The 19,226-nt window shown below is 47.2% G+C and carries 17 protein-coding genes, 1 tRNA gene and 1 pseudogene; 17 read left to right on the top strand and 2 right to left on the bottom strand.

All coding sequences use genetic code 11. From position 1 onward, the window contains the following. Positions 1-112: 112 nt before the first annotated feature. The 7 genes and pseudogenes from rpmH to QUE64_RS09040 all read left to right on the top strand — a co-directional run. The gene (rpmH, locus tag QUE64_RS09070; protein ID WP_108509260.1) at positions 113-247 is read left to right on the top strand and encodes a 50S ribosomal protein L34; all 135 of its coding nucleotides are present in this window, start codon (positions 113-115) and stop codon (positions 245-247) included. A gap of 4 nt (positions 248-251) precedes the next feature. Further along, on the top strand, positions 252-566 hold the full coding sequence (locus QUE64_RS09065) for a ribonuclease P protein component (protein WP_286225411.1): 315 nt from the start codon (positions 252-254) through the stop codon (positions 564-566). Beyond that, on the top strand, positions 563-811 hold the full coding sequence (gene yidD / locus QUE64_RS09060; protein ID WP_286225410.1) for a membrane protein insertion efficiency factor YidD: 249 nt from the start codon (positions 563-565) through the stop codon (positions 809-811). The genes QUE64_RS09065 and yidD overlap by 4 nt, the downstream gene beginning before the upstream one ends. A gap of 2 nt (positions 812-813) precedes the next feature. Continuing rightward, positions 814-2,532 (top strand): membrane protein insertase YidC, encoded by a 1,719-nt coding sequence (gene yidC, locus QUE64_RS09055; protein ID WP_286225409.1) that lies wholly within the window; start codon positions 814-816, stop codon positions 2,530-2,532. A 21-nt stretch (positions 2,533-2,553) separates the two neighbouring features. Beyond that, complete coding sequence (gene mnmE, locus QUE64_RS09050) at positions 2,554-3,936, top strand: tRNA uridine-5-carboxymethylaminomethyl(34) synthesis GTPase MnmE (RefSeq protein WP_286225408.1); 1,383 nt, start codon at positions 2,554-2,556, stop codon at positions 3,934-3,936. A 100-nt stretch (positions 3,937-4,036) separates the two neighbouring features. Beyond that, positions 4,037-5,905 carry a phosphoenolpyruvate carboxykinase (GTP) gene (locus QUE64_RS09045; RefSeq protein ID WP_286225407.1) on the top strand — a complete coding sequence of 623 codons (1,869 nt, stop codon included), beginning with the start codon at positions 4,037-4,039 and terminating at the stop codon, positions 5,903-5,905. A 32-nt stretch (positions 5,906-5,937) separates the two neighbouring features. Further along, positions 5,938-7,017: pseudogene (locus QUE64_RS09040) on the top strand (FAD-dependent oxidoreductase); the annotation flags it as partial. Here the strand turns inward: QUE64_RS09040 and QUE64_RS09035 are convergent. Together QUE64_RS09035 and dprA are read right to left on the bottom strand one after the other, a co-directional pair. Next, complete coding sequence (locus QUE64_RS09035) at positions 6,978-9,602, bottom strand: DNA topoisomerase III (protein WP_286225406.1); 2,625 nt, start codon at positions 9,600-9,602, stop codon at positions 6,978-6,980. The pseudogene QUE64_RS09040 and the gene QUE64_RS09035 overlap by 40 nt on opposite strands. A gap of 202 nt (positions 9,603-9,804) precedes the next feature. Continuing rightward, positions 9,805-10,500, bottom strand: a complete 696-nt coding sequence (gene dprA, locus QUE64_RS09030) for a DNA-processing protein DprA (protein ID WP_286225405.1) — start codon at positions 10,498-10,500, stop codon at positions 9,805-9,807. 71 nt (positions 10,501-10,571) lie between these two features. Between dprA and def the strand changes: the two genes are divergently transcribed. The 10 genes from def to QUE64_RS08980 all read left to right on the top strand — a co-directional run bounded on the left by def (position 10,572) and on the right by QUE64_RS08980 (position 19,224). Beyond that, positions 10,572-11,087, top strand: coding sequence for a peptide deformylase (gene def, locus QUE64_RS09025; protein ID WP_108509251.1), 516 nt, complete (start codon positions 10,572-10,574; stop codon positions 11,085-11,087). A gap of 10 nt (positions 11,088-11,097) precedes the next feature. Beyond that, positions 11,098-12,084 (top strand): methionyl-tRNA formyltransferase, encoded by a 987-nt coding sequence (fmt, locus tag QUE64_RS09020; protein WP_286225404.1) that lies wholly within the window; start codon positions 11,098-11,100, stop codon positions 12,082-12,084. Positions 12,085-12,256: 172 nt separating this feature from the next. Continuing rightward, complete coding sequence (gene rsmB / locus QUE64_RS09015; protein WP_286225403.1) at positions 12,257-13,528, top strand: 16S rRNA (cytosine(967)-C(5))-methyltransferase RsmB; 1,272 nt, start codon at positions 12,257-12,259, stop codon at positions 13,526-13,528. Then, positions 13,525-14,112 carry a DUF4390 domain-containing protein gene (locus tag QUE64_RS09010; protein ID WP_286225402.1) on the top strand — a complete coding sequence of 196 codons (588 nt, stop codon included), beginning with the start codon at positions 13,525-13,527 and terminating at the stop codon, positions 14,110-14,112. The genes rsmB and QUE64_RS09010 overlap by 4 nt, the downstream gene beginning before the upstream one ends. Beyond that, positions 14,112-16,391, top strand: coding sequence for a sensor histidine kinase (locus QUE64_RS09005; RefSeq protein WP_286225401.1), 2,280 nt, complete (start codon positions 14,112-14,114; stop codon positions 16,389-16,391). The genes QUE64_RS09010 and QUE64_RS09005 overlap by 1 nt, the downstream gene beginning before the upstream one ends. 2 nt (positions 16,392-16,393) lie before the next feature. Further along, a complete protein-coding gene (locus QUE64_RS09000) occupies positions 16,394-17,041 on the top strand; it encodes a response regulator (RefSeq protein WP_286223728.1) in 648 nt (215 codons plus the stop codon). A gap of 25 nt (positions 17,042-17,066) precedes the next feature. Further along, positions 17,067-17,142: transfer RNA gene (locus QUE64_RS08995), tRNA-Phe, on the top strand. A 112-nt stretch (positions 17,143-17,254) separates the two neighbouring features. Further along, complete coding sequence (locus QUE64_RS08990; protein WP_286225400.1) at positions 17,255-17,743, top strand: hypothetical protein; 489 nt, start codon at positions 17,255-17,257, stop codon at positions 17,741-17,743. A gap of 113 nt (positions 17,744-17,856) precedes the next feature. Continuing rightward, positions 17,857-18,255 (top strand): MAPEG family protein, encoded by a 399-nt coding sequence (locus tag QUE64_RS08985; protein ID WP_286225399.1) that lies wholly within the window; start codon positions 17,857-17,859, stop codon positions 18,253-18,255. Between the two features lie 204 nt (positions 18,256-18,459). Next, positions 18,460-19,224, top strand: a complete 765-nt coding sequence (locus QUE64_RS08980) for a methyltransferase domain-containing protein (RefSeq protein WP_286225398.1) — start codon at positions 18,460-18,462, stop codon at positions 19,222-19,224. Positions 19,225-19,226 lie beyond the last annotated feature (2 nt).

Here is a 19,226-nt window from a genome sequence, read left to right as displayed (position 1 = left end):
ATTTAAATCAAACGCCTAGGGTGTTTAGTGAAAATAATTAGGCAAAACCCGGATATAAAGTTGACGCTATCCTTGCAAATAGAGAAAATAGAGGGTTTTCTTAGGACAAATCATGAAAAGAACATATCAACCATCTGTAACGCGCCGTAAAAGAACTCACGGGTTTAGGGTGCGCATGAAAACTAAAGGCGGCAGAGCCGTACTCAATGCGCGTCGCTCTAAAGGTCGCAAAAGACTAGCAGTGTAATGAATTGAAGTCAGCACGCATCCAGGCGCTTTTGCGAACTAGTCCAGTAAGCAGTGGAGCCTGGGCCATATATGCGGAATCAAAGAAGGATGGCATCCCCGACCTTGGCCTTGCAATTGCAAAAAAATTTGCCAAACGGGCGGTAGATCGCAATCGTCTCAAAAGAGCCGCGCGAGAAATGACTCGCAACAAGACCCATGGTAATTTCGTAGAGCTTGTCATTCGATTAAAAAAACCCGTAGGCGGATCAACGCGCGGAAGACTTCGTAACGGAGAATACCAAGCGCTTAAGAGCCAACTACAAGGTTTGGTTTCATGAACCGATTGCTGGGCTATTTAGTAAGGGCATATCAATTGACATTTTCACCTTTTGTGGGTGGGCAGTGCCGTTTCGTGCCAAGTTGCTCGGACTATGCATGCGAATGCCTAAAGAAACACTCTACGTTAAAAAGCATCGGTAAAATCAGTTGGCGTATTTTGCGATGCAACCCCTGGTCGGCTGGTGGTTACGATCCAGTTGATCATGAGCAGAAGAAACAAAACTTAATTGAAACGAATCAATAACTATGGACATTAAGCGCACACTACTTTGGGCGGTATTAACGATTTCGGGCTTAATGCTCTATAACAATTGGCTTATCTACGATGGTCGCCAAGCGCTCTTTGGCCCAACACCACTAACGCCTTCGAGCCAAACACCAAGCCCATCTAAAGTACCCGAGAGCCTGCCCGCTGCCGCAAACGCAACTCAGCCCCCAGCCGTTGCTCCAGGGCGGGCACAAAAATCAGCCGACCTTCCCAAGACAGAGAGCCTACCCGCTCCTCAGCAATCCCCAGTGCTTAATGCGGCTAATTTAGCCGCCGGTGAAAAACACACCATTAAAAATGATGTCCTAGAGCTCGAAATTAATGCAACGGGCGCAAGCGTCGTCAGCGCAAAACTGTTGAAACAACTAATGCCCGACCAAAAACCGGTCGCTTTATTGCAAATTACTCCACAAAACCAATACTTTGTTCGATCGGGCCTCATCTCGGCGGGCAGCAACGAATTACCCAATCACACAGTTTCCTTTGTAGTGAGCAAAAGCGGACGCGTTGATAACAAATCGTTTGTAACGTTTGTGAATGAGCGTGGCGGAGTTCGTCTTGAAAAAACCTATTATCTGGTCGATGGAAGTTATGTTATTGAGGTCGAACATCGCATTACTCAGCTCAACCAGGCCAATCCAAGTGGCCTGGTTCTCTACAACGAAATCGTACGGGATAGTTCGGCCGTGAGTGACAGTGAGTTCTACAGCACCTTCACTGGCCCGGCGCTATATACCAACAAAGATAAATTTATCAAGATTAATTTTTCTGATATCGAAAAAAATAAGGCGGATATTCCAAAGCAAATACCTGCTGGAGAGCCTGGCTGGATTGCCATGGTGCAACATTATTTTGCAAGCGCCTGGATACCAAGCGATAAGTCAGCAAGAGACGTATACGTTGGAAAAGTTGAGCAAAACCTGTTTCGAATTGGTTTACAAATCCCGATTGCCGCAATTGCATCCGGATCCAGCCATGTTGAAAGCACGCGCTTGTTTATCGGCCCCCAGGAAGAAACGCTTTTAGAAAAAATTGCCCCCGGTTTTGACTTAATTAAAGATTACGGCTATCTCACGGTCATTGCCAAACCCATTTTTTGGCTTTTAGAGCAAATCCATTCCTACGTAGCCAACTGGGGTTGGTCAATTGTTATTTTGACCTTCATCATTAAATTAATTTTCTTCCCGCTATCTGCGGCTAGTTATAAATCGATGGCGCGTATGAAAGAGGTGCAACCAAGATTAATGAATCTCCGCGAGCAATTTAAGGGCGATCCTCAGAAGTTAAATCGCGCGATGATGGACCTGTATAAACAAGAAAAAATTAATCCTTTAGGCGGATGCTTGCCGGTGGTTGTGCAGATTCCTGTTTTTATTGCTCTCTATTGGGTTTTGCTTTCATCAGTTGAAATGCGAAATGCACCATGGATTCTTTGGATTAAGGATTTGTCGGTACCCGACCCCTATTTCATTTTGCCAATCATTATGGCCGTATCGATGTTTGTGCAAACGCGCTTAAATCCTACGCCACCCGACCCACTTCAAGCAAAAATCATGCTGTGGATGCCGATCATCTTTTCCGTCATGTTCTTTTTCTTCCCAGCAGGATTGGTGTTGTACTGGGTGGTTAACAATATTTTGTCAATTGCCCAGCAGTGGCAAATTAATCAAATGTTTATTAAGCGACCTGCCAATTAGGCCGCTAAGGATCGGGGTTGAATGCATAAAAATCCCATTGCTGCGATAGCAACCCCTCGGGGCGCTGGCGGCGTTGGGATTGTTCGCGTTTCTGGTCCCGATCTTATTGGGCTTGCCAAAACATTTCTCGGCTCTGAACCCAAGCCCCGCTTTGCGCATTACTTGGTTTTAAAAGATGCACACCAAGAGCAAATAGATCAAGTTTTATTGTTGTACTTTAAAGCGCCCGCATCATTCACCGGCGAGGATGTGCTTGAGCTTCACTGTCACGGTGGGGAACGCGTCACCCAATTGGTTCTCAATCGCGTCATGGAGCTTGGAGCCCCCGAAGGGATCATGCTCGCTGGGCCGGGCGAGTTTTCATTGAGGGCGTATTTAAATGGCAAGATTGATTTGGTGCAGGCCGAGGCGATCGCTGATCTTATTAATGCTCAAAGTGATGCTGCCATACGAGGAGCAAACCTTTCTTTGCAAGGGCGCTTTTCTGATCAGATTAATGAATTGATTGATCAAATTACACAGTTACGAATCTTGGTCGAGTCAACCCTTGATTTTCCTGAAGAAGAAATTGAGTTTATTGAGGCCGCCAACGCACAGCAACGCCTTGAAAAAATTATGAACGACCTGGAGCAAATTGTTCATATATCGCGCCAAGGAAAAATTTTGCGCGATGGTATTCGTCTAGCACTCGTTGGTTCTCCAAATGTAGGCAAGAGCTCTTTATTAAATGCATTGGTAGGGGAGGAGCGAGCAATCGTCACACCAATTGCGGGCACGACACGCGATCGAATCATTGAAAACATTTCAATTGATGGCATACCTGTGCATGTGATTGATACCGCTGGTATTCGCGAGTCTAATGATGTTGTAGAGCAAATCGGCGTAGCCCAAACTTGGGATGAAATTGCTAGAGCCGATATCGTTTTATTAATACACGACGCTACACAGGCGCCCGAAGCAAATTTTGTTGACATTGAGAAGGCGGTCAGGGAACGTGTACATCCAGGCGCTCATATTCTGGATGTGATGAATAAGCTGGATTTGCTAGAGGGCCAAAAAGAAGGTCACACAAAAATCGGGCTAGGCGTAAAACAAATTTTTATATCAGCAAAAACGGGTGAGGGCATTAGTCGGCTTCAAGAAACAATCTTACGTTTTGCAGGGTGGGAAGGAAACGCAGGCGGCGGAATTTACACTGCGCGCTCCCGCCATCTTCGCGCCATCGGGCTTGCAAAGGATCATTTACAAAAAGCCATGATGCATGGATTTGGCGGTAATCGTGCCCTGGAATTATTTGCTGAGGAGTTGCATTGCGCTCAAAATTGTCTCGGCGAAATTACTGGAAAACTGCTGCCTGACGACCTATTGGGCAAGATCTTCAGTGAGTTTTGCATTGGCAAATAATCAGTCAATTTAACGTTACACAAATGTTAAAATTGTTATAAATTTTGCGCAGGCATTAAATAATCTTCTTAAAAATTAAACGGTTACGTTTGAGGGTCCCATGAATAAACCAGCCAATCCCGCCACAGTAAATTTGAATGTTCCACCATATGTAAAGAACACAAAATTGATTCAATGGGTTGAAGAAGTTGCTTCCCTAACCCAGCCCGATCAGATCCATTGGTGCGATGGATCTCGGTCCGAATACGATGCGTTGTGTGAGCTGTTGGTTAAGGCTGGTAGCCTCAAGAAGCTAAATCCGCAAAAACGCAAGAATTCGTATTTAGCGATTTCGGATCCAATGGATGTGGCGCGCGTTGAGGATCGAACTTTTATTTGTTCAACCCATCAAGAGGATGCAGGGCCAACCAATCATTGGGTAGATCCCAACGAGATGCGCGCAACTCTAACCCCGTTATTTGAGGGTTGCATGCGGGGTCGCACGATGTATGTCGTTCCTTTTTCAATGGGACCTCTCGGATCCCCAATCGCACATATTGGCGTTGAACTATCCGATAGCCCATACGTCGCAATTAATATGCGCATCATGACGCGCATGGGCAAATCGGTTCTTGAGTTATTGGGGGCCGATGGCGAGTTTGTTCACTGCGTTCATTCAGTCGGTAAGCCATTGGCTCCCGGTGAAAAAGACGTGGTTTGGCCTAATAACCCAACTAAATATATTGTTCACTACCCCGAAACGCGAGAGATTTGGTCGTTTGGTTCGGGCTATGGTGGCAACGCCCTTTTAGGAAAAAAATGTTTTGCTTTGCGTATCGCCTCAACCATGGGGCGCGAACAAGGATGGTTGGCAGAGCACATGCTGATTTTAGGAGTCACCTCTCCTGAAGGAAAAAAATACCACGTGGCAGCAGCCTTTCCGTCAGCCTGCGGCAAAACCAACTTCTCAATGATGATCCCTCCCAAGGGTTTTGAAGGATGGAAGGTAACCACGGTTGGCGATGACATTGCTTGGATTAAGCCTCGCAAAGATCCAAAAACTGGCCAGGTACGTCTTTACGCAATTAATCCTGAGTCGGGCTATTTTGGTGTGGCCCCTGGCACCAATCGCGAGACCAATGCCAATTGCCTTGACTCATTAAATGAAGATGTCATTTTTACCAATGTGGCGCTCACGGATGACGGCGATGTTTGGTGGGAGGGCTTAACGGAGACCCCACCAAGTCACTTAATTGATTGGCAGGGTAAGGACTGGACGCCTGAAGATGGCAAAGCCGGTCGCTTAGCCGCGCATCCTAATGCACGCTTTACGACGGCAGCAACCAACAACCCCGCGGTTGATCCAAATTGGGATAACCCGGAAGGGGTTCCATTAGACGCGTTTATTTTTGGGGGTCGCCGCTCAAATACAGTTCCCTTGGTTAGCGAGGCTCGAAACTGGACCGAGGGCGTTTATATGGCCGCAACAATGGGCTCAGAGACCACGGCTGCGATTACCGGTAAGGTTGGTGTCGTGCGGCGCGATCCGTTTGCGATGATTGCGTTTGCGGGCTACAACATGAGCGATTATTTTCAGCATTGGCTCAATATGGGCAAGAAGCTTGAGGCAGAAGGCGCCACCTTGCCAAAAATTTATTTAGTGAATTGGTTTCGCAAAGATGAAAATGGCAAGTTTATTTGGCCGGGCTTTGGTGAGAATATGCGCGTCTTGGCGTGGATCTTGGGCCGAACCGAAAACAAAGCGGGCGCAACTGAAACACCACTTGGCCTATCGCCAAGTCATGTAGATTTCAATTGGAATGGCTTAGCCTTGTCGCCCGAGCAATTTAATCAATCTATTGCAGTTCGTGCTGATGATTGGAAAGTCGAACTCGATTTACATCAAGAGCTTTTTGATAAATTGGCTAAGCGCTTACCAAAAGAGCTACTCGAAATTAAAACCAAGATTGCCAGTCGCTTTCAAGCATAAGCAACTTGCTTTCCAAGCCGGTTGATGTTTTAGTGATCGGTGCCGGCATTGCTGGCGCCTCGATTGCTAATCAATATCACCGCCTTGGCATCTCAGTGTGTATTGTCGATGGTGCATCTGGACCTGGTCAAGCGACATCGGCTCATGATGGCGCAATCACACATCCAGCTCTTGGTCGCACAGCTAGCAGATTACATCGTTTAGCCTTGGCCGCCTATCGGATGGTCGAGCTTGACTGTGCTGGCGCATGGGGCCAGCGCGGTGTTTTTGCCCTTGCTAAGATCGAGGCCTCTTTTGATGAAGAGGCATTGCAAAACAAATTAACTCAATTGGGCATTACGGCTGACATTGGGGAATACATTTCGGCTGAGAATGCTCAAAAGCGTTTTGGGATTGGGCGTGCAGGCGTTTGGTTTCCTGGCGCCGGCTCTATCAATCTTGCGAAGTTATGTAAAGAACGAATTCTGTTTTGCAAGGGATTGCAGACCATTTGGTCTAAGACCATTGAATCCCTTGAGCGGAAAGGCGACCTCTGGTGCGCTTTGGATAAAAATGGCAGCTGTATAGCGACAGCACAAACAGTTGTCCTTGCAAATGCCTTTGGTGCCCAAGATCTTTTGACCCCATTTGGTCAAAAGCTTTATCTGAAGCCCGTGCGGGGCCAGCTTAGCATTTTTAGAATTGACCGACAGTCCGATTTGTTAGAGTACATCCCCAAAATAAACTTATCCGGTGATGGCTATTGCACTCCTCCGGTTTGGAATCGAGAGACCCAATCATATCGTTGGTTAGTTGGCTCGACTTATGATGAGAATCAGAATTGCACACAACCAAGCGCCGCGAGCGATGAACACAATCGTCGGCTGGCACTGGGACTATTGAGACCACACATAATTGATCCTACCAAGCTAACCGTGACTGATCAATTTGTTGGCGTGCGTTGCGTAAGCAAAGATCGACTCCCGATCATAGGTGCTGTATCGGGTTTACCAAACCTATATGTTGCTAGCGCCCTTGGCTCGCGCGGATTACTTTGGTCAACGCTTGCATCGGCCCTTATTCCGGCGCTTACTCATTCGTCGGATTTTGCTTTGGAGCGACTTGCGCGTTTTGGTTTGGACTCCGAAACACTTTCGCTCTTATCGCCCGCGCGTTTTTTGGTAGGCGCTTTAGCCTCAAACTCAAAACCAATTTTCCCCTTGGGATCTAAGGCCAGGTAAGCCTTAAAGCCACGCCCGGTTCGATTGGATTTAAAGTTAGTTAAGAGGTCAGTTTTACCTTCTTTTAAGAGCTTCTTAATTTGATCAGAGCCCACTTCTTGCTGTAAGACGACTTTGCCAGTTTTAAAGTCACAGGTTTTAGCAGGACCCGTATTATGTTCGCAAACATAGCGCATGCCATCCTCGTATACCGCACCAGAACATTTTGGACAGACTCCAAGCGCTTCTTTGCCGGTGAAGTCAACGGCTTCCTCATCCTCTCCTCCTGAGTTGCCAAAATCAAACTCGAGCTTGAAGCCTGCGTTGGGATAATCCGCATCATCAAGTGGTATTTCTGTAAGACGAATAATTGCCGCAAAGGGCCTACCCATTTTGCTACGAAAGCCTTGTAACGGTCCGATGGTTTTTTCTTTAAGCAAAGATTCAACCTCTTCGTACTCAAATGCTCGACCGCCCGGGGTTTTACTAATCGTAAAACCGCAGGATTCGCAGGCAAAGCGTCGATAGTTTTCTTTCACGGCCTTGCCGCAATGCGGGCAGGGGGTTTTTAGAGTGGCATAGTCGCCCGGAATGGTGTCGCTATTAAATTCTTTTGCACGCTTGACAATTTTTTGTGTCATCTGTGCAATTTCTTGCATGAAGGTGTTGCGATCAAGCTTACCTTCTTCAATCAGCGCTAACTTATGTTCCCAGGTTCCTGTAAGGTCGGGTTGGGTGAGCTCAGCAACGTCTAGGCCCCGCAAAAGGGTCATCAATTGAAATGCTTTTGCAGTTGGTATTAACTCGCGGGCTTCACGAACGATGTACTTTTCTGCCAACAAACCTTCAATGATCGCAGCGCGCGTCGCGGGCGTCCCAAGACCTTTTTCGGCCATTGCTTCACGCATTTCGTCATCATCGACCCATTTCCCTGCGCTTTCCATGGCCGACAATAAAGTTGCTTCACTGTAGCGCGCTGGTGGCTTGGTTTTTAAAGGGACCAGTTCAACGGTTTCGTTTTGAACAGACTCATTTTTTTGGACGGGCACTAGTTCATCATCTGCCTGAGACGATTTTCCATAAACAGCCAACCAGCCCGGCTCAACAAGGACGCGGCCCTCAGTTTTAAATTGATGGCCAGACACTTCGGTGATGCGAGTGGTGACTCGATATTCGGCGGCAGGATAAAACACTGCCAAGAATCGACGAACCACTAGGTCATACAGCTTTTGTTCAGGCTCGCTTAGACTTTTAGGCGCTTCGAGCGTGGGGATGATGGCAAAGTGATCCGATATTTTGCTGTTATCAAAAATCCGCTTATTGGGTTTGACCCATGATTTTTTACCATCACCTTTGAGGATTGCGTTCGCAAAAGAACGGTATTCTTGAGTGTGCTCTCCCAGCTGCTCAATAGTTTTTTGAACGGTATCCAAATAGTCTTCAGGGAGCGCACGCGCATCTGTTCTGGGATAGGTTAGGACCTTATGGCGTTCATACAAGGCTTGTGCAAGCCCCAGGGTATTTTTGGCAGAGAAACCAAAGCGCGCGTTCGCTTCACGCTGCAAACTCGTGAGGTCAAAAAGTTGGGGCGCCAGTTGCGTTGCGGGCTTTGATTCTTCAGAGACGCTTCCCTTTTTTCCTCGGCAGGCGGCCACAATGCTCTTGGCGGCAGCTTCGCTCCATAGGCGATTTTCTCGCGCGTCAGGATCTGTGGGATCCTTTTTAAAATCAGGATTGATCCAGCGACCCTCATAAACCCCGGCCGCGGCAATGAACTCAGCGCGGACCTCCCAGTAGTCTTTGGATACAAACTTCCGAATTTGTTCTTCGCGCTGGACAACAATCGATAGGGTTGGTGTTTGAACGCGCCCAACCGTCGTTAGAAAAAATCCACCACTCTTACTATTAAATGCGGTCATGGCTCGGGTGCCATTAATCCCCACTAACCAGTCTGCCTCGGATCTGCAGCGTGCCGCATCCGCAAGGGGAATTAACTCATCGTCCGAGCGCAACTTACTAAAGCCCTCCCGAATCGCAGTGGGTGTCATCGACTGAAGCCATAGGCGCTCAATTTTTTGCGGAGCTTTGGCGTGTTGGGTAATCAAGCGAAAAATTAGCTCGCCTTCACGGCCCGCATCGCAGGCATTAATAATCCGATTTACATCTTTGCGTTTAATGAGCTTTTGTAAGACCTTAAGGCGGGATTCCGTTTTTGCAATCGGTCTCAGATCAAAATGCGGGGGAATCACCGGCAAATTAGCAAAGGACCACTTGCCCCGTTTGACTTCATATTCGTCAGGGGCGGCAATTTCAAGGAGATGGCCTACAGCTGAAGAGATCAAAAAGGCATCACTCTCAAAATACTCGTCATGCTTGGTAAAGCCGCCCAGGGCCTTAGCAATGTCGTTTGCTACCGATGGTTTTTCAGCAATGATGAGCGCTTTTGGGTGCTCAGCGACTAAATTTTTTTTGCTGCTCGACTTTGTACTGGTTGCCACACTATGCCTAATCAAGATAAGTTTTTTGCACCCCTATTAGGGCTAAAAGGAAGACTAATTTAAACGGTTTTTTAAAAGAGCTCGTCTTCACCCCTTTTTTATTATTAGCCTAGGTCTTTGTAAAAAGTCAAACAAATCCCGGCATCCATAAGCACAAGATAGGATAAAACTGTTTAAATTCAATAACTTAATCGATTTACTCTCAATGGGGGCGGACATTGGGCAATTCTTCAAGCACATCCTGAACACTCCTAACTAATTTCGCCCCCTCCTGAATCAGTTGGTGAGACCCTACAAAAAGGGGTGATGTAATCGGTCCAGGCAAAACGAAAACCTCTCTTCCGAGGGAGCTTGCCTGATAGGCTGTAATTAGGGATCCAGATTTCTGGGCCGCCTCAATCACCACAACACCTAAAGATAGAGCGGCGATGAGTCGATTACGCCTTGGAAAATGAAAGCCTTTTGGGCCGGTTCCCGGAAGATATTCTGAGAGCAGTAGGCCGTTGGTGGCAATACGCCTGGCCAATTCGCGATGTTCGGGTGGATAGGTTCGATCGAGCCCGCTCCCGCAAACCGCAATGGTTTTACAGCTTGCCCCGATGTCCAAGATGCCTCGGTGTGCGGCGCCATCAATCCCGTAAGCCATCCCAGAAATGATGTGATATCCGGCAAGACCTAGTGCACTGGAAAAGTACTGCGCTAATAAGAGCCCAGAGGGCGAGGCTTTACGCGCCCCCACCACCGCCAACATCGGCTGTGTCAGTAACCCAATGTCCCCAATATAAAAAAGCCTTTTTGGTGGGTCGCTCAGATCCAATAAGCGTTTTGGATAAAGCGAGGAGCCTTGCGCAATCGATTGAATTTGAAAATCGGCGTTTGCTTGGAGTTGCTTGTGCATCCCTCATTGTTACGATAGTAAAAAGGCCTCACTAGAGGGCCAAACGGATTTGTTTGTAAGATAATTGGAATATGGCTGTCTTACCCATCCTTCATTACCCTGACCCACGCTTGCATAAGGTTGCCAAGCCGGTAGCTGCCGTAGATGAGCGCATCCAAACCATTGTCGCGAACATGGCACAAACCATGTATGAGGCGCCAGGGATCGGGCTTGCGGCCACTCAGGTCGATATTCATGAGCGCATTATTGTGATCGATACCTCTGAGGAGCGGGATCAGTTAATGGTATTCATTAATCCAGAGGTGGTGTGGGCAAGCCCTGAAAAGAAATCATGGCGCGAAGGATGTTTATCCGTTCCTGAATTTTTTGATGAGGTAGAGCGCCCTGAGCGAATTCGAGTGAAGGCTTTAAACCAAGATGGTAAGGCATTTGAGCTTGAGGCCGATGGTTTATTGGCAGTTTGTCTGCAACACGAAATGGATCACTTGCAGGGCAAAGTATTTGTTGAGTATTTGTCACCCTTAAAACAGAGTCGGATTTCAGCAAAACTCAAAAAGCGGGCAAAAGAAATGGTTGGTCTTCGCTAAGCGAGACATCATGAAAATTATTTTTGCCGGCACCCCAGACTTTGCCGCTACCGCATTGGCTGCGATACTTTCAGCGGGTCACGAAGTGGTGGCTGTTCTAACTCAGCCCGATCGTCCTGCGGGACGCGGTTTGCAATTACAAGAGAGCCCGGTCAAACGTCTTGCGAAGGCCAACCATATTCCGGTACTGCAACCACAAAGCCTGCATTTGCAGAATAAGGATGAAAAGCTGTCAGAGGAGGCCAAGCAGACACTAGCCGCAATAGACCGGATGGATTTCGAGGTAATCGTTGTGGTTGCCTACGGCCTCATTTTGCCTGCAGCATTCTTGGATATGGCAAAGCGTTCGGGTCGCAGGGGCTGTTTTAATATTCATGCTTCGCTACTGCCACGTTGGCGCGGGGCGGCCCCCATTCAGCGAGCGATTGAGGCGGGTGATACCAAGACCGGAGTAGCTATTATGGAAATGGAGCCAGGTTTAGATACTGGCCCTGTCTTAATCGACGAAGCATTGTTGATCACAAATGACGATACTGCTCAAACTCTCCACGACCGTTTGGCCCAACTGGGGGGTGAGTTAATTGTTAAGGCCTTGAAATTAATTGCTGATACTACCGACTTAATATTGCATCCTCAGGATCTAAATAGGGTGACCTATGCGCATAAGATTCTGAAGAGTGAGGCAAAACTGGATTGGTCGAGCGCAGCCGAGCTGATTGATCGCAAGGTGCGCGCGCTCAATCCAGCGCCTGGCGCAAGCACAGAGCTTGAGGGTGAGCTTGTAAAAGTCTGGCTTACTCGTGTACCGAAGACCTCAAAAGACGCAGTTGATACAAGACCCGGCACGATTTTGGGAGAGGGTGAGCAAGGGGTTCTGGTCCAATGCGGGGATCGCGCGATTGAGCTGCTTGAGGTACAAAATGCTGGGGGTAAAAAGATCACAGGTCGGCAGTGGTTTTTAGGAAGGCCCAAAGAGAAGACGCAATGTTTTTCCTGAGAAGTCTTGAGCGGATTTCAGGTTGGCCTGTTTGAAAATAATGGAAATAAAGTCATGTTTAATTTAGTCAGCACAGCGATCCTGACGAAGATGGCGCAAACGGGAAGCTATCCTGTCTAAGATCAATAATCATGATGGGGTCGCTAAACGCAGCGCCCCTCTCGCCCAGCTAATGCTGGAGACTAAAAAAATCGTGATGCAAGTTGTGCACGAGGGGCGCTCATTAAGTACGCTGCTTGATAAATTGAATGAAACAGAGCGACCCGCAATCCAAAGCCTAGCCTATGCAACCTTGCGCAATTGGAATCGCTCCCAAGCGCTCACTTCAAAGTATGTGAGCAAAAAGCCAAGCAAGGAACTTGATGTTCTCCTGACGGTTGCAGCAATGCTGATCATGAATCAAGGGCGCGCTCAAAACCAATACGCGGTTCCAACGATTGTGAATGAGGCAGTGAAGGCGGCAGGGATGTCGCCTAAGACAAGGCATGCCCAAGGGCTAATCAATGCTGTATTGCGCAAAGTCGCCACTGCAGTGCAAAACAATGGCGCTCCGAACATTCAGTTCGGACTTCCTTACCCAGATTGGTGGTTAAGGCGGATTCGGAAAGCATACCCAGAACAGTGGGAGAGCATTTGTAGCCATCAACAATCGCTACCCCCGCTCACCTTGCGGGTCAATCAAATGGTCAATACGCGTGCTGATTATGGTTTGAAGTTAGAGGGTTCGGGCATTGCTTATCAAACCATTGCTGGGCTCGCTGATGTCCCGTTGGAGAGCGCTGTGATCATTGATGTCCCGCTACCGGTTTCCCAGTTGCCCGAGTTTATGAAGGGGGCTGTATCCGTTCAGGATGCCGGGGCTCAGCTTGCTCCAGTTCTACTTAGCCCACAGAAAGGCGAACGGCTCCTAGATGCATGTGCTGCTCCCGGAGGAAAGACCGCACATCTTTTAGAGACAATTGACGCCAAGCCCGCAGAATTGATTGCGCTGGAGATTGATGCAGACCGTGCAAAGAAAATAGTGCATACGCTTACTCGACTTCGGCTTCTTAATGATCAAGTGCGCGTAATAACAGGCGATGCCGGTCAACAGGATTGGTGGGACGGCAATTTATTTGACAAGATTCTTTTGGACGTTCCTTGTTCCGCATCTGGAATTGTGCGCCGTCATCCTGACATTGTCTTTTTACGCAGATCCGAGGACCTTGCGCGCTTGGTCAAGACTCAACGAGCCATTCTTGAGAATGCCTGGGCGATGTTAAAGAACGGCGGCACATTGCTTTATCTAACCTGCTCTATTTTTCCTGAAGAGGGCGAAGAGCAGATCGCCCGGTTTGTGAAAGACCACCCAAATGCTTTACGATTAGAAGCACCAGGCCAGTTGCTGCCAAGCGAGTATCACGATGGATTTTTTTATGGCTTATTAAAAAAGCATCAACCATGACCACCTTCTTACGACATTCTTTGTGGGGACTGGCTTGCCTGATCGCGGTGTGCGTGACTGGCCCTGCCCAAGCACAAGTCATCAAGGTGAAGCAGGCAGAGTTGGAAAAGGTTGAAAGCGCTTGGTTATTAAACGCCAATTTTGGAATTGAATTGCCACCCGGCCTAGAAAATGCCTTAAAAAAGGGAGTAACGCTCCATTTTCTGGTTCAGTTTGAATTAACCCGCAGCCGTTGGTATTGGTTTGATGAAAAAGCGGTCAATGTTCAGCGTCAAGTTCGCTTATCGCATCAACCGCTGATTAATCAATACCGTATCAATGCTGGAGGGTTGGCATTAAATGCGAGCTCATTAGTGGAGGCATTGCGCATCGCTGGCACGATTGGTGGCTGGAGCGTGATTGAGGCTGCAGCGATTGATGTCGATAAGCAATACGAGGCAGCACTACGAATGACTTTAGATCTTGGAAAGCTACCAAAACCTTTTCAGGTGGACGCGCTCAACAGTCGAGACTGGTCTTTAAGTGGGGAGTGGTTGCGCTTTCCGTTTAACACATCGATGACCTCTGTAACAGGGCGCAAATAATGAGCCCTGTATTTACCCTCAGCAATAAAGACTTTATTAAGCGCAGAGCCTTGCCGCTGGTTACTTTATTAAGCGGTCTGATTGCCTTGATTTTGCTGCTTCTCTTATCAACCGCTACATCCAATACTGAGTTCTTTGATCAATACTTCATTTGGTTGTATGCCGCCAATATTGTGGTGGGGATCTTGCTCTTACTCACCATCATTATTTTGGTAGTGGTTATTAGCATTCGTTGGCGTAAGGGTCGATTTGGTACGCGTTTAATTGCGAAGCTCGCCATGATTTTTGCCTTGGTTGGGGTAGTGCCAGGCCTTATTTTGTATAGCGTATCGTGGCAATTCGTTTCAAAAAGTATTGAGACCTGGTTTGACGTCAAGGTGGAGTCTGCTCTGAACTCCGGCTTGGAATTAGGACGCGTAACCTTGCGCATTGCCCAAGAAGAAATTCTGGCGGAGGGAAAGTTTATTGCGGAGCAGGTAGTTCAGGTTCCGTCGGGCACGAGCTCCGAACAGGTGGGAAGCATGATTGCCAAGATACGCAATCAGTTTGGGATACAGGAGGTGAGCTTATTTAATATGCAGCGCACCTTGATTCTCAGCACTGAATCCAGACCGAAACAATTTTTCCCAGCGCCCAGTGCTGAGGTCGTAGCTGAGGCCTTTCAGAAAAACGGCATCACCTTCCTCGATGAAATTGAGCTTACCAAGGGGCAGCCTGGATACCGCGTGCGCGCAATCGTCCCCATTGTTCGCCAAAAAGCCATCCCAACCAAGACCGGTGCCTCACGATACGTTGACGATAAGTACTTCTTACAACTGGTTCGATTCATTCCGGAGCCATTAGCCAAAAATATTTATGCGGTTGAGTCTGCCTATAGCGAATACCAAGAGAAAGCACTGGGGCGTATTGGGCTACGCAAGATGTATATCGGCACGCTCACTCTCACACTATTTTTTGCTTTATTTGTTGCAGTAACTTTGGCGCTTCTCTTGGGTCGTCAGTTGGCGCAACCGCTGTTAATGCTTTTACGTGGAACCCAGGCGGTGGCACAGGGCGATCTAAGCCCCAAGCCTGAACTTGATACCGGCGATGAGCTGGGTATGCTGACCCGTCAATTTAATGTCATGACCAAGCAGCTCTCGGATGCGCGCGATTCGCTCCAGGAATCAAAGTCGTTTTTGGAGACCGTACTGGGCAACTTAACAGCCGGCGTTTGTATCTTTGATAACAACTTTAATTTGGCATCTAGCAATCCCGGGGCGGCTAAGATTTTGGGGCAAGACCTGTTGTCCATTACTGGTAAGCCCCTTAACTCGGTTGCCGAGCTGGCTGAGTTTGATGGCGCAGTCCGTGAGGGCTTTGCTACCCAAAATTTAATTACCTCTGCCAAAACAGGGGAAGCTAACAAAGCCGAGTTAGTTTGGCAAAAGCAAATTCAGGTACACCCTGTTAATGAGTACGAGAACGATCTTGGCTCAACCCTATTTGTACGTGGAACCCAACTTTCCCCTAGCCTAAGGATGATTGTGTTTGATGATATTAGTGACGTGATTGCGGCACAACGTTCGATCGCATGGAGTGAAGTCGCCAGGCGCTTGGCGCATGAGATTAAGAACCCACTCACGCCAATTCAGTTATCGGCAGAGCGCCTGCAGCAAAAGCTCGTTGGCAAATTAAGCCCCGACCAAGACGAGATGATCGAGCGCAGCACTAATACTATTATTGGTCAAGTACAAGCCATGAAGCAGATGGTTAATGAGTTCAGGGATTTTGCTAAGACCCCTAGCCCAACCTTGGGAAGCCTTGATTTAAATAGTTTGATTCAAGAGGTGATGGGTTTGTATGAGGGCAGCAACATCGGGGTTCGTTTGGATTCTAGGTGCCCGCGGGTCATGGGCGACCCAACGCAATTGCGGCAAGTAATTCATAATCTCTTACAAAACGCTCAAGATGCTAGTCTAGAAACCAATCGTCCTCAACAGCTTATCGAGATCACAACGGAGCTTGTGCAAATTCAAGATGCCGATCAAAATAGATCTGCAGTGCGCATGACGATTACTGATAGTGGGCCTGGTTTTCAGGCTAAGATATTAGCAAGAGCATTTGAGCCCTATATAACAACCAAGGCTAAGGGAACTGGATTGGGATTGGCGGTCGTGAAAAAAATTATTGATGATCATGGTGCAAAAATTGAGATCCGTAATCGCAAACAAGGAGACGATGTATTGGGCGCCCAAGTATCTATTTTGTTTGTAAAGCTTGCTAAAGAGGCGACCTAACGATGGCGAGCATTTTGGTAGTTGATGATGAGATGGGCATCCGTGAGTTATTACACGAGATATTGACCGAAGAGGGTCATACGGTATATCCCGCTGAGAGTGCCAATCAGGCAAGAGCAGTGCGAGAGCAAATGGAGCCCGATTTGGTACTCCTCGATATTTGGATGCCAGACACTGACGGCATCACTTTATTAAAGGAGTGGGCTCGAGATAATTTGCTAACGATGCCAGTGGTCATGATGTCTGGTCATGCAACTATTGATACGGCTGTTGAAGCAACACGTATTGGCGCCCTTAATTTTCTGGAAAAGCCCATCGCGCTCCAGAAGCTTTTAAAGACAGTCAGCAAAGCTCTTGAGCGAGCCCCCCTGAAAAAACCAGACGAACTAGAACCTCAAGCCCAGCCCAAATCAATTGATTTACCTAAAACTACGAATCAGGATGAATACATTAGCGGAATTGCAAAAAGCTACTACTCCCTGCCACTTCGTGAGTCGCGCGATCTCTTTGAGAAGGCCTATTTTGAATACCAAATGGTGGTCACGGGGGGTAGCATGACCCGTATCTCAGAGTTCACTGGCCTTGAGCGAACCCATCTCTATCGCAAGCTAAAAGCACTTGGTATTGATGTCACCAAAAAGCAAGAGTAATTGATCCTATATAATCTCAACTCTTGGCCTGGTAGCTCAGTCGGTAGAGCAGAGGACTGAAAATCCTTGTGTCGGTGGTTCGATTCCGCCCCGGGCCACCAAGAAACACTAAAACCACCTTCGGGTGGTTTTTCTTTTTACACAGCAAACAAGAGTTTCATCATTATTTAATGGTGTAATAAGCGACAAGAATTACATATTGGAGAGCTCGTAATGAGAGAAATTTCAATTGATGATTTATCTTCCTTTGGTTTGTTGATCGGATTTATCGTAGTCTTTTTCATACTAATCGTGTATCACGGACTATGTTTGTGGGGTGCTCAATCTATATATCACCGGCACGCTAAAACACTGATTGCCAAAAATCAATACTTCAGAATGGAAATTTTTTTCTTCATGGGCCTATCCGCCCTTGCCTTAATTCATTTAAGTGAAATTGGAATACTTTCTATATTGGGACTAAAGCATGGAGTAGCAACCAGTATTGATCATGCAATTTTTGTGATCGGTAGTATTTACACGACTATTGGGGCAGAGGGGGCCGTTTCAAATTTACCAAGCCGATATCGCATTCTTGCTGTGGTTCTCTCTATGAGCAGTCTTTTTTGTTTTGCTTGGAGCACGGCCGTAATGATGGATATGATGCGAACTTATCGCAATATAAGAGCGGTTAACCAAAGCCCTGAATCTAGTTCTAATTAGTTCAGAGAAGTCATAGGATTTTTAATACCGACCTATCAAAATATTAACCATATGCCACTCTTCTAGATCTTTTGGGGTTACGTTAACGTCTTTAGCTTATCTAGGATCTCAATATGCTACTAGTAACCTCCACCATTGCTGCTGTTCTGACCATTATCTTTATCAAGCTGTCTTTCAATGTCATTAGTTTGCGAAGAAAGAATAAGGTCGGCTTGGGTAGTGGAGGCCACGAGGACTTGGAGAGGGCAATTCGTGCGCAGGGCAATTTTGCTGAGTATGTCCCTTTCGGAATTATTCTGATTGCCTGTTTGGAATTAAACGAAGCACCGTGGTGGTTAGTTCTTGCGCCAGGAATTTTTCTGATTATTGGACGTTTAATTCATGCCAAGGGTATCAATACTCCGCCTCCAGATTTCAGTTTGCATGTGCTCGGCATGAAATTTACATTCAATACATTAATTGCCCTGGTGGTCTTGAATTTATGTTGGACCCTCTATCAATTGATGATTTAGGCGCTCTGTTTTAAATAAGCACTATTGACTGGCTCAACCTAAAAACTAGAGGGTTATTGTCTCCGGGTAGATGGCTTCCCCATACAATGCTCAAAAATAACCTTTGGGACATTTATGCGCCTTTTAGCCATCATCATATCCACCATTTCACTGTCAACCGGTTGTGCATTACATAACTATGGAGATGACCAATTTCAATTGAGAATGGCCGCCCATGGAAAAGACATTATGTGGGTACCCACGAGGGTCGATACAGCAACGCAGATGCTCGCACTAGCGCAAGTAAAGCCTGGTGATATAGTCTATGACCTTGGCTCGGGTGATGGCGTCATTCCAATACAAGCAGCCAAGCGCTATAGTGTTCGTGCCGTTGGAATTGAATACAACCCCGATTTGGTTGCGCTATCAAAGCGCAATGCGATTCGTGAGAATGTACAAAACTTGGTGACCTTTAAACAGGGCGATATTTTTGTAGAAGACTTTTCATCAGCAACAGTTCTAACTTTATTTTTGGGTGAAAGCCTAAATTTAAGACTGATGCCAACGATTTTGAAGATGAAACCTGGGACTCGAGTGGTTTCCAATACATTTCGGATGGAATCTTGGATTCCTGATCAAGAGGTGTCGGTCAGATCGAGCGAGACCACGATTGGCACATTAAATGAAACCATTTATTTATGGATTGTGCCCGCAAATATTGATGGCACATGGGAGTTTGCGGGTTTGCCTGGCTTAGATAAAACCGCAATTCGGTTTATCCAGAAAAAGCAGTTCTTTGATGGCAGTATTACCTCACAAGGTAAGCGCTCGATTGCATTTGAGGATGGCCGAATTCGGGGGGATGGGATTCGGTTTGATTTTGAGAGCAATGGAAAAAAATATTCGTTTAATGGACAAGTGAATGGATCTCAAATGCGGGGCACTCTCAATGGAGACCCCAAATTAGTCGTTGTTGGCAAGCGACTTTAGCT

Source organism: Polynucleobacter sp. HIN7 (assembly GCF_030297595.1).
Classification (GTDB): Bacteria; Pseudomonadota; Gammaproteobacteria; order Burkholderiales; family Burkholderiaceae; genus Polynucleobacter.
This window is presented reverse-complemented; position numbering and strand designations above follow the sequence as displayed.

What these genes read in the sequence shown, in the direction of transcription:
- rpmH (WP_108509260.1), top strand. Translation starts at nt 113, where the DNA reads ATGAAAAGAACATATCAACCATCTGTAACGCGCCGTAAAAGAACTCAC.
- yidD (WP_286225410.1), top strand. Translation starts at nt 563, where the DNA reads ATGAACCGATTGCTGGGCTATTTAGTAAGGGCATATCAATTGACATTT.
- yidC (WP_286225409.1), top strand. Translation starts at nt 814, where the DNA reads ATGGACATTAAGCGCACACTACTTTGGGCGGTATTAACGATTTCGGGC.
- mnmE (WP_286225408.1), top strand. Translation starts at nt 2,554, where the DNA reads ATGCATAAAAATCCCATTGCTGCGATAGCAACCCCTCGGGGCGCTGGC.
- QUE64_RS09045 (WP_286225407.1), top strand. Translation starts at nt 4,037, where the DNA reads ATGAATAAACCAGCCAATCCCGCCACAGTAAATTTGAATGTTCCACCA.
- dprA (WP_286225405.1), bottom strand. Translation starts at nt 10,500, where the DNA reads ATGCACAAGCAACTCCAAGCAAACGCCGATTTTCAAATTCAATCGATT.
- def (WP_108509251.1), top strand. Translation starts at nt 10,572, where the DNA reads ATGGCTGTCTTACCCATCCTTCATTACCCTGACCCACGCTTGCATAAG.
- fmt (WP_286225404.1), top strand. Translation starts at nt 11,098, where the DNA reads ATGAAAATTATTTTTGCCGGCACCCCAGACTTTGCCGCTACCGCATTG.
- rsmB (WP_286225403.1), top strand. Translation starts at nt 12,257, where the DNA reads ATGCTGGAGACTAAAAAAATCGTGATGCAAGTTGTGCACGAGGGGCGC.
- QUE64_RS09010 (WP_286225402.1), top strand. Translation starts at nt 13,525, where the DNA reads ATGACCACCTTCTTACGACATTCTTTGTGGGGACTGGCTTGCCTGATC.
- QUE64_RS09005 (WP_286225401.1), top strand. Translation starts at nt 14,112, where the DNA reads ATGAGCCCTGTATTTACCCTCAGCAATAAAGACTTTATTAAGCGCAGA.
- QUE64_RS09000 (WP_286223728.1), top strand. Translation starts at nt 16,394, where the DNA reads ATGGCGAGCATTTTGGTAGTTGATGATGAGATGGGCATCCGTGAGTTA.
- QUE64_RS08990 (WP_286225400.1), top strand. Translation starts at nt 17,255, where the DNA reads ATGAGAGAAATTTCAATTGATGATTTATCTTCCTTTGGTTTGTTGATC.
- QUE64_RS08985 (WP_286225399.1), top strand. Translation starts at nt 17,857, where the DNA reads ATGCTACTAGTAACCTCCACCATTGCTGCTGTTCTGACCATTATCTTT.
- QUE64_RS08980 (WP_286225398.1), top strand. Translation starts at nt 18,460, where the DNA reads ATGGCCGCCCATGGAAAAGACATTATGTGGGTACCCACGAGGGTCGAT.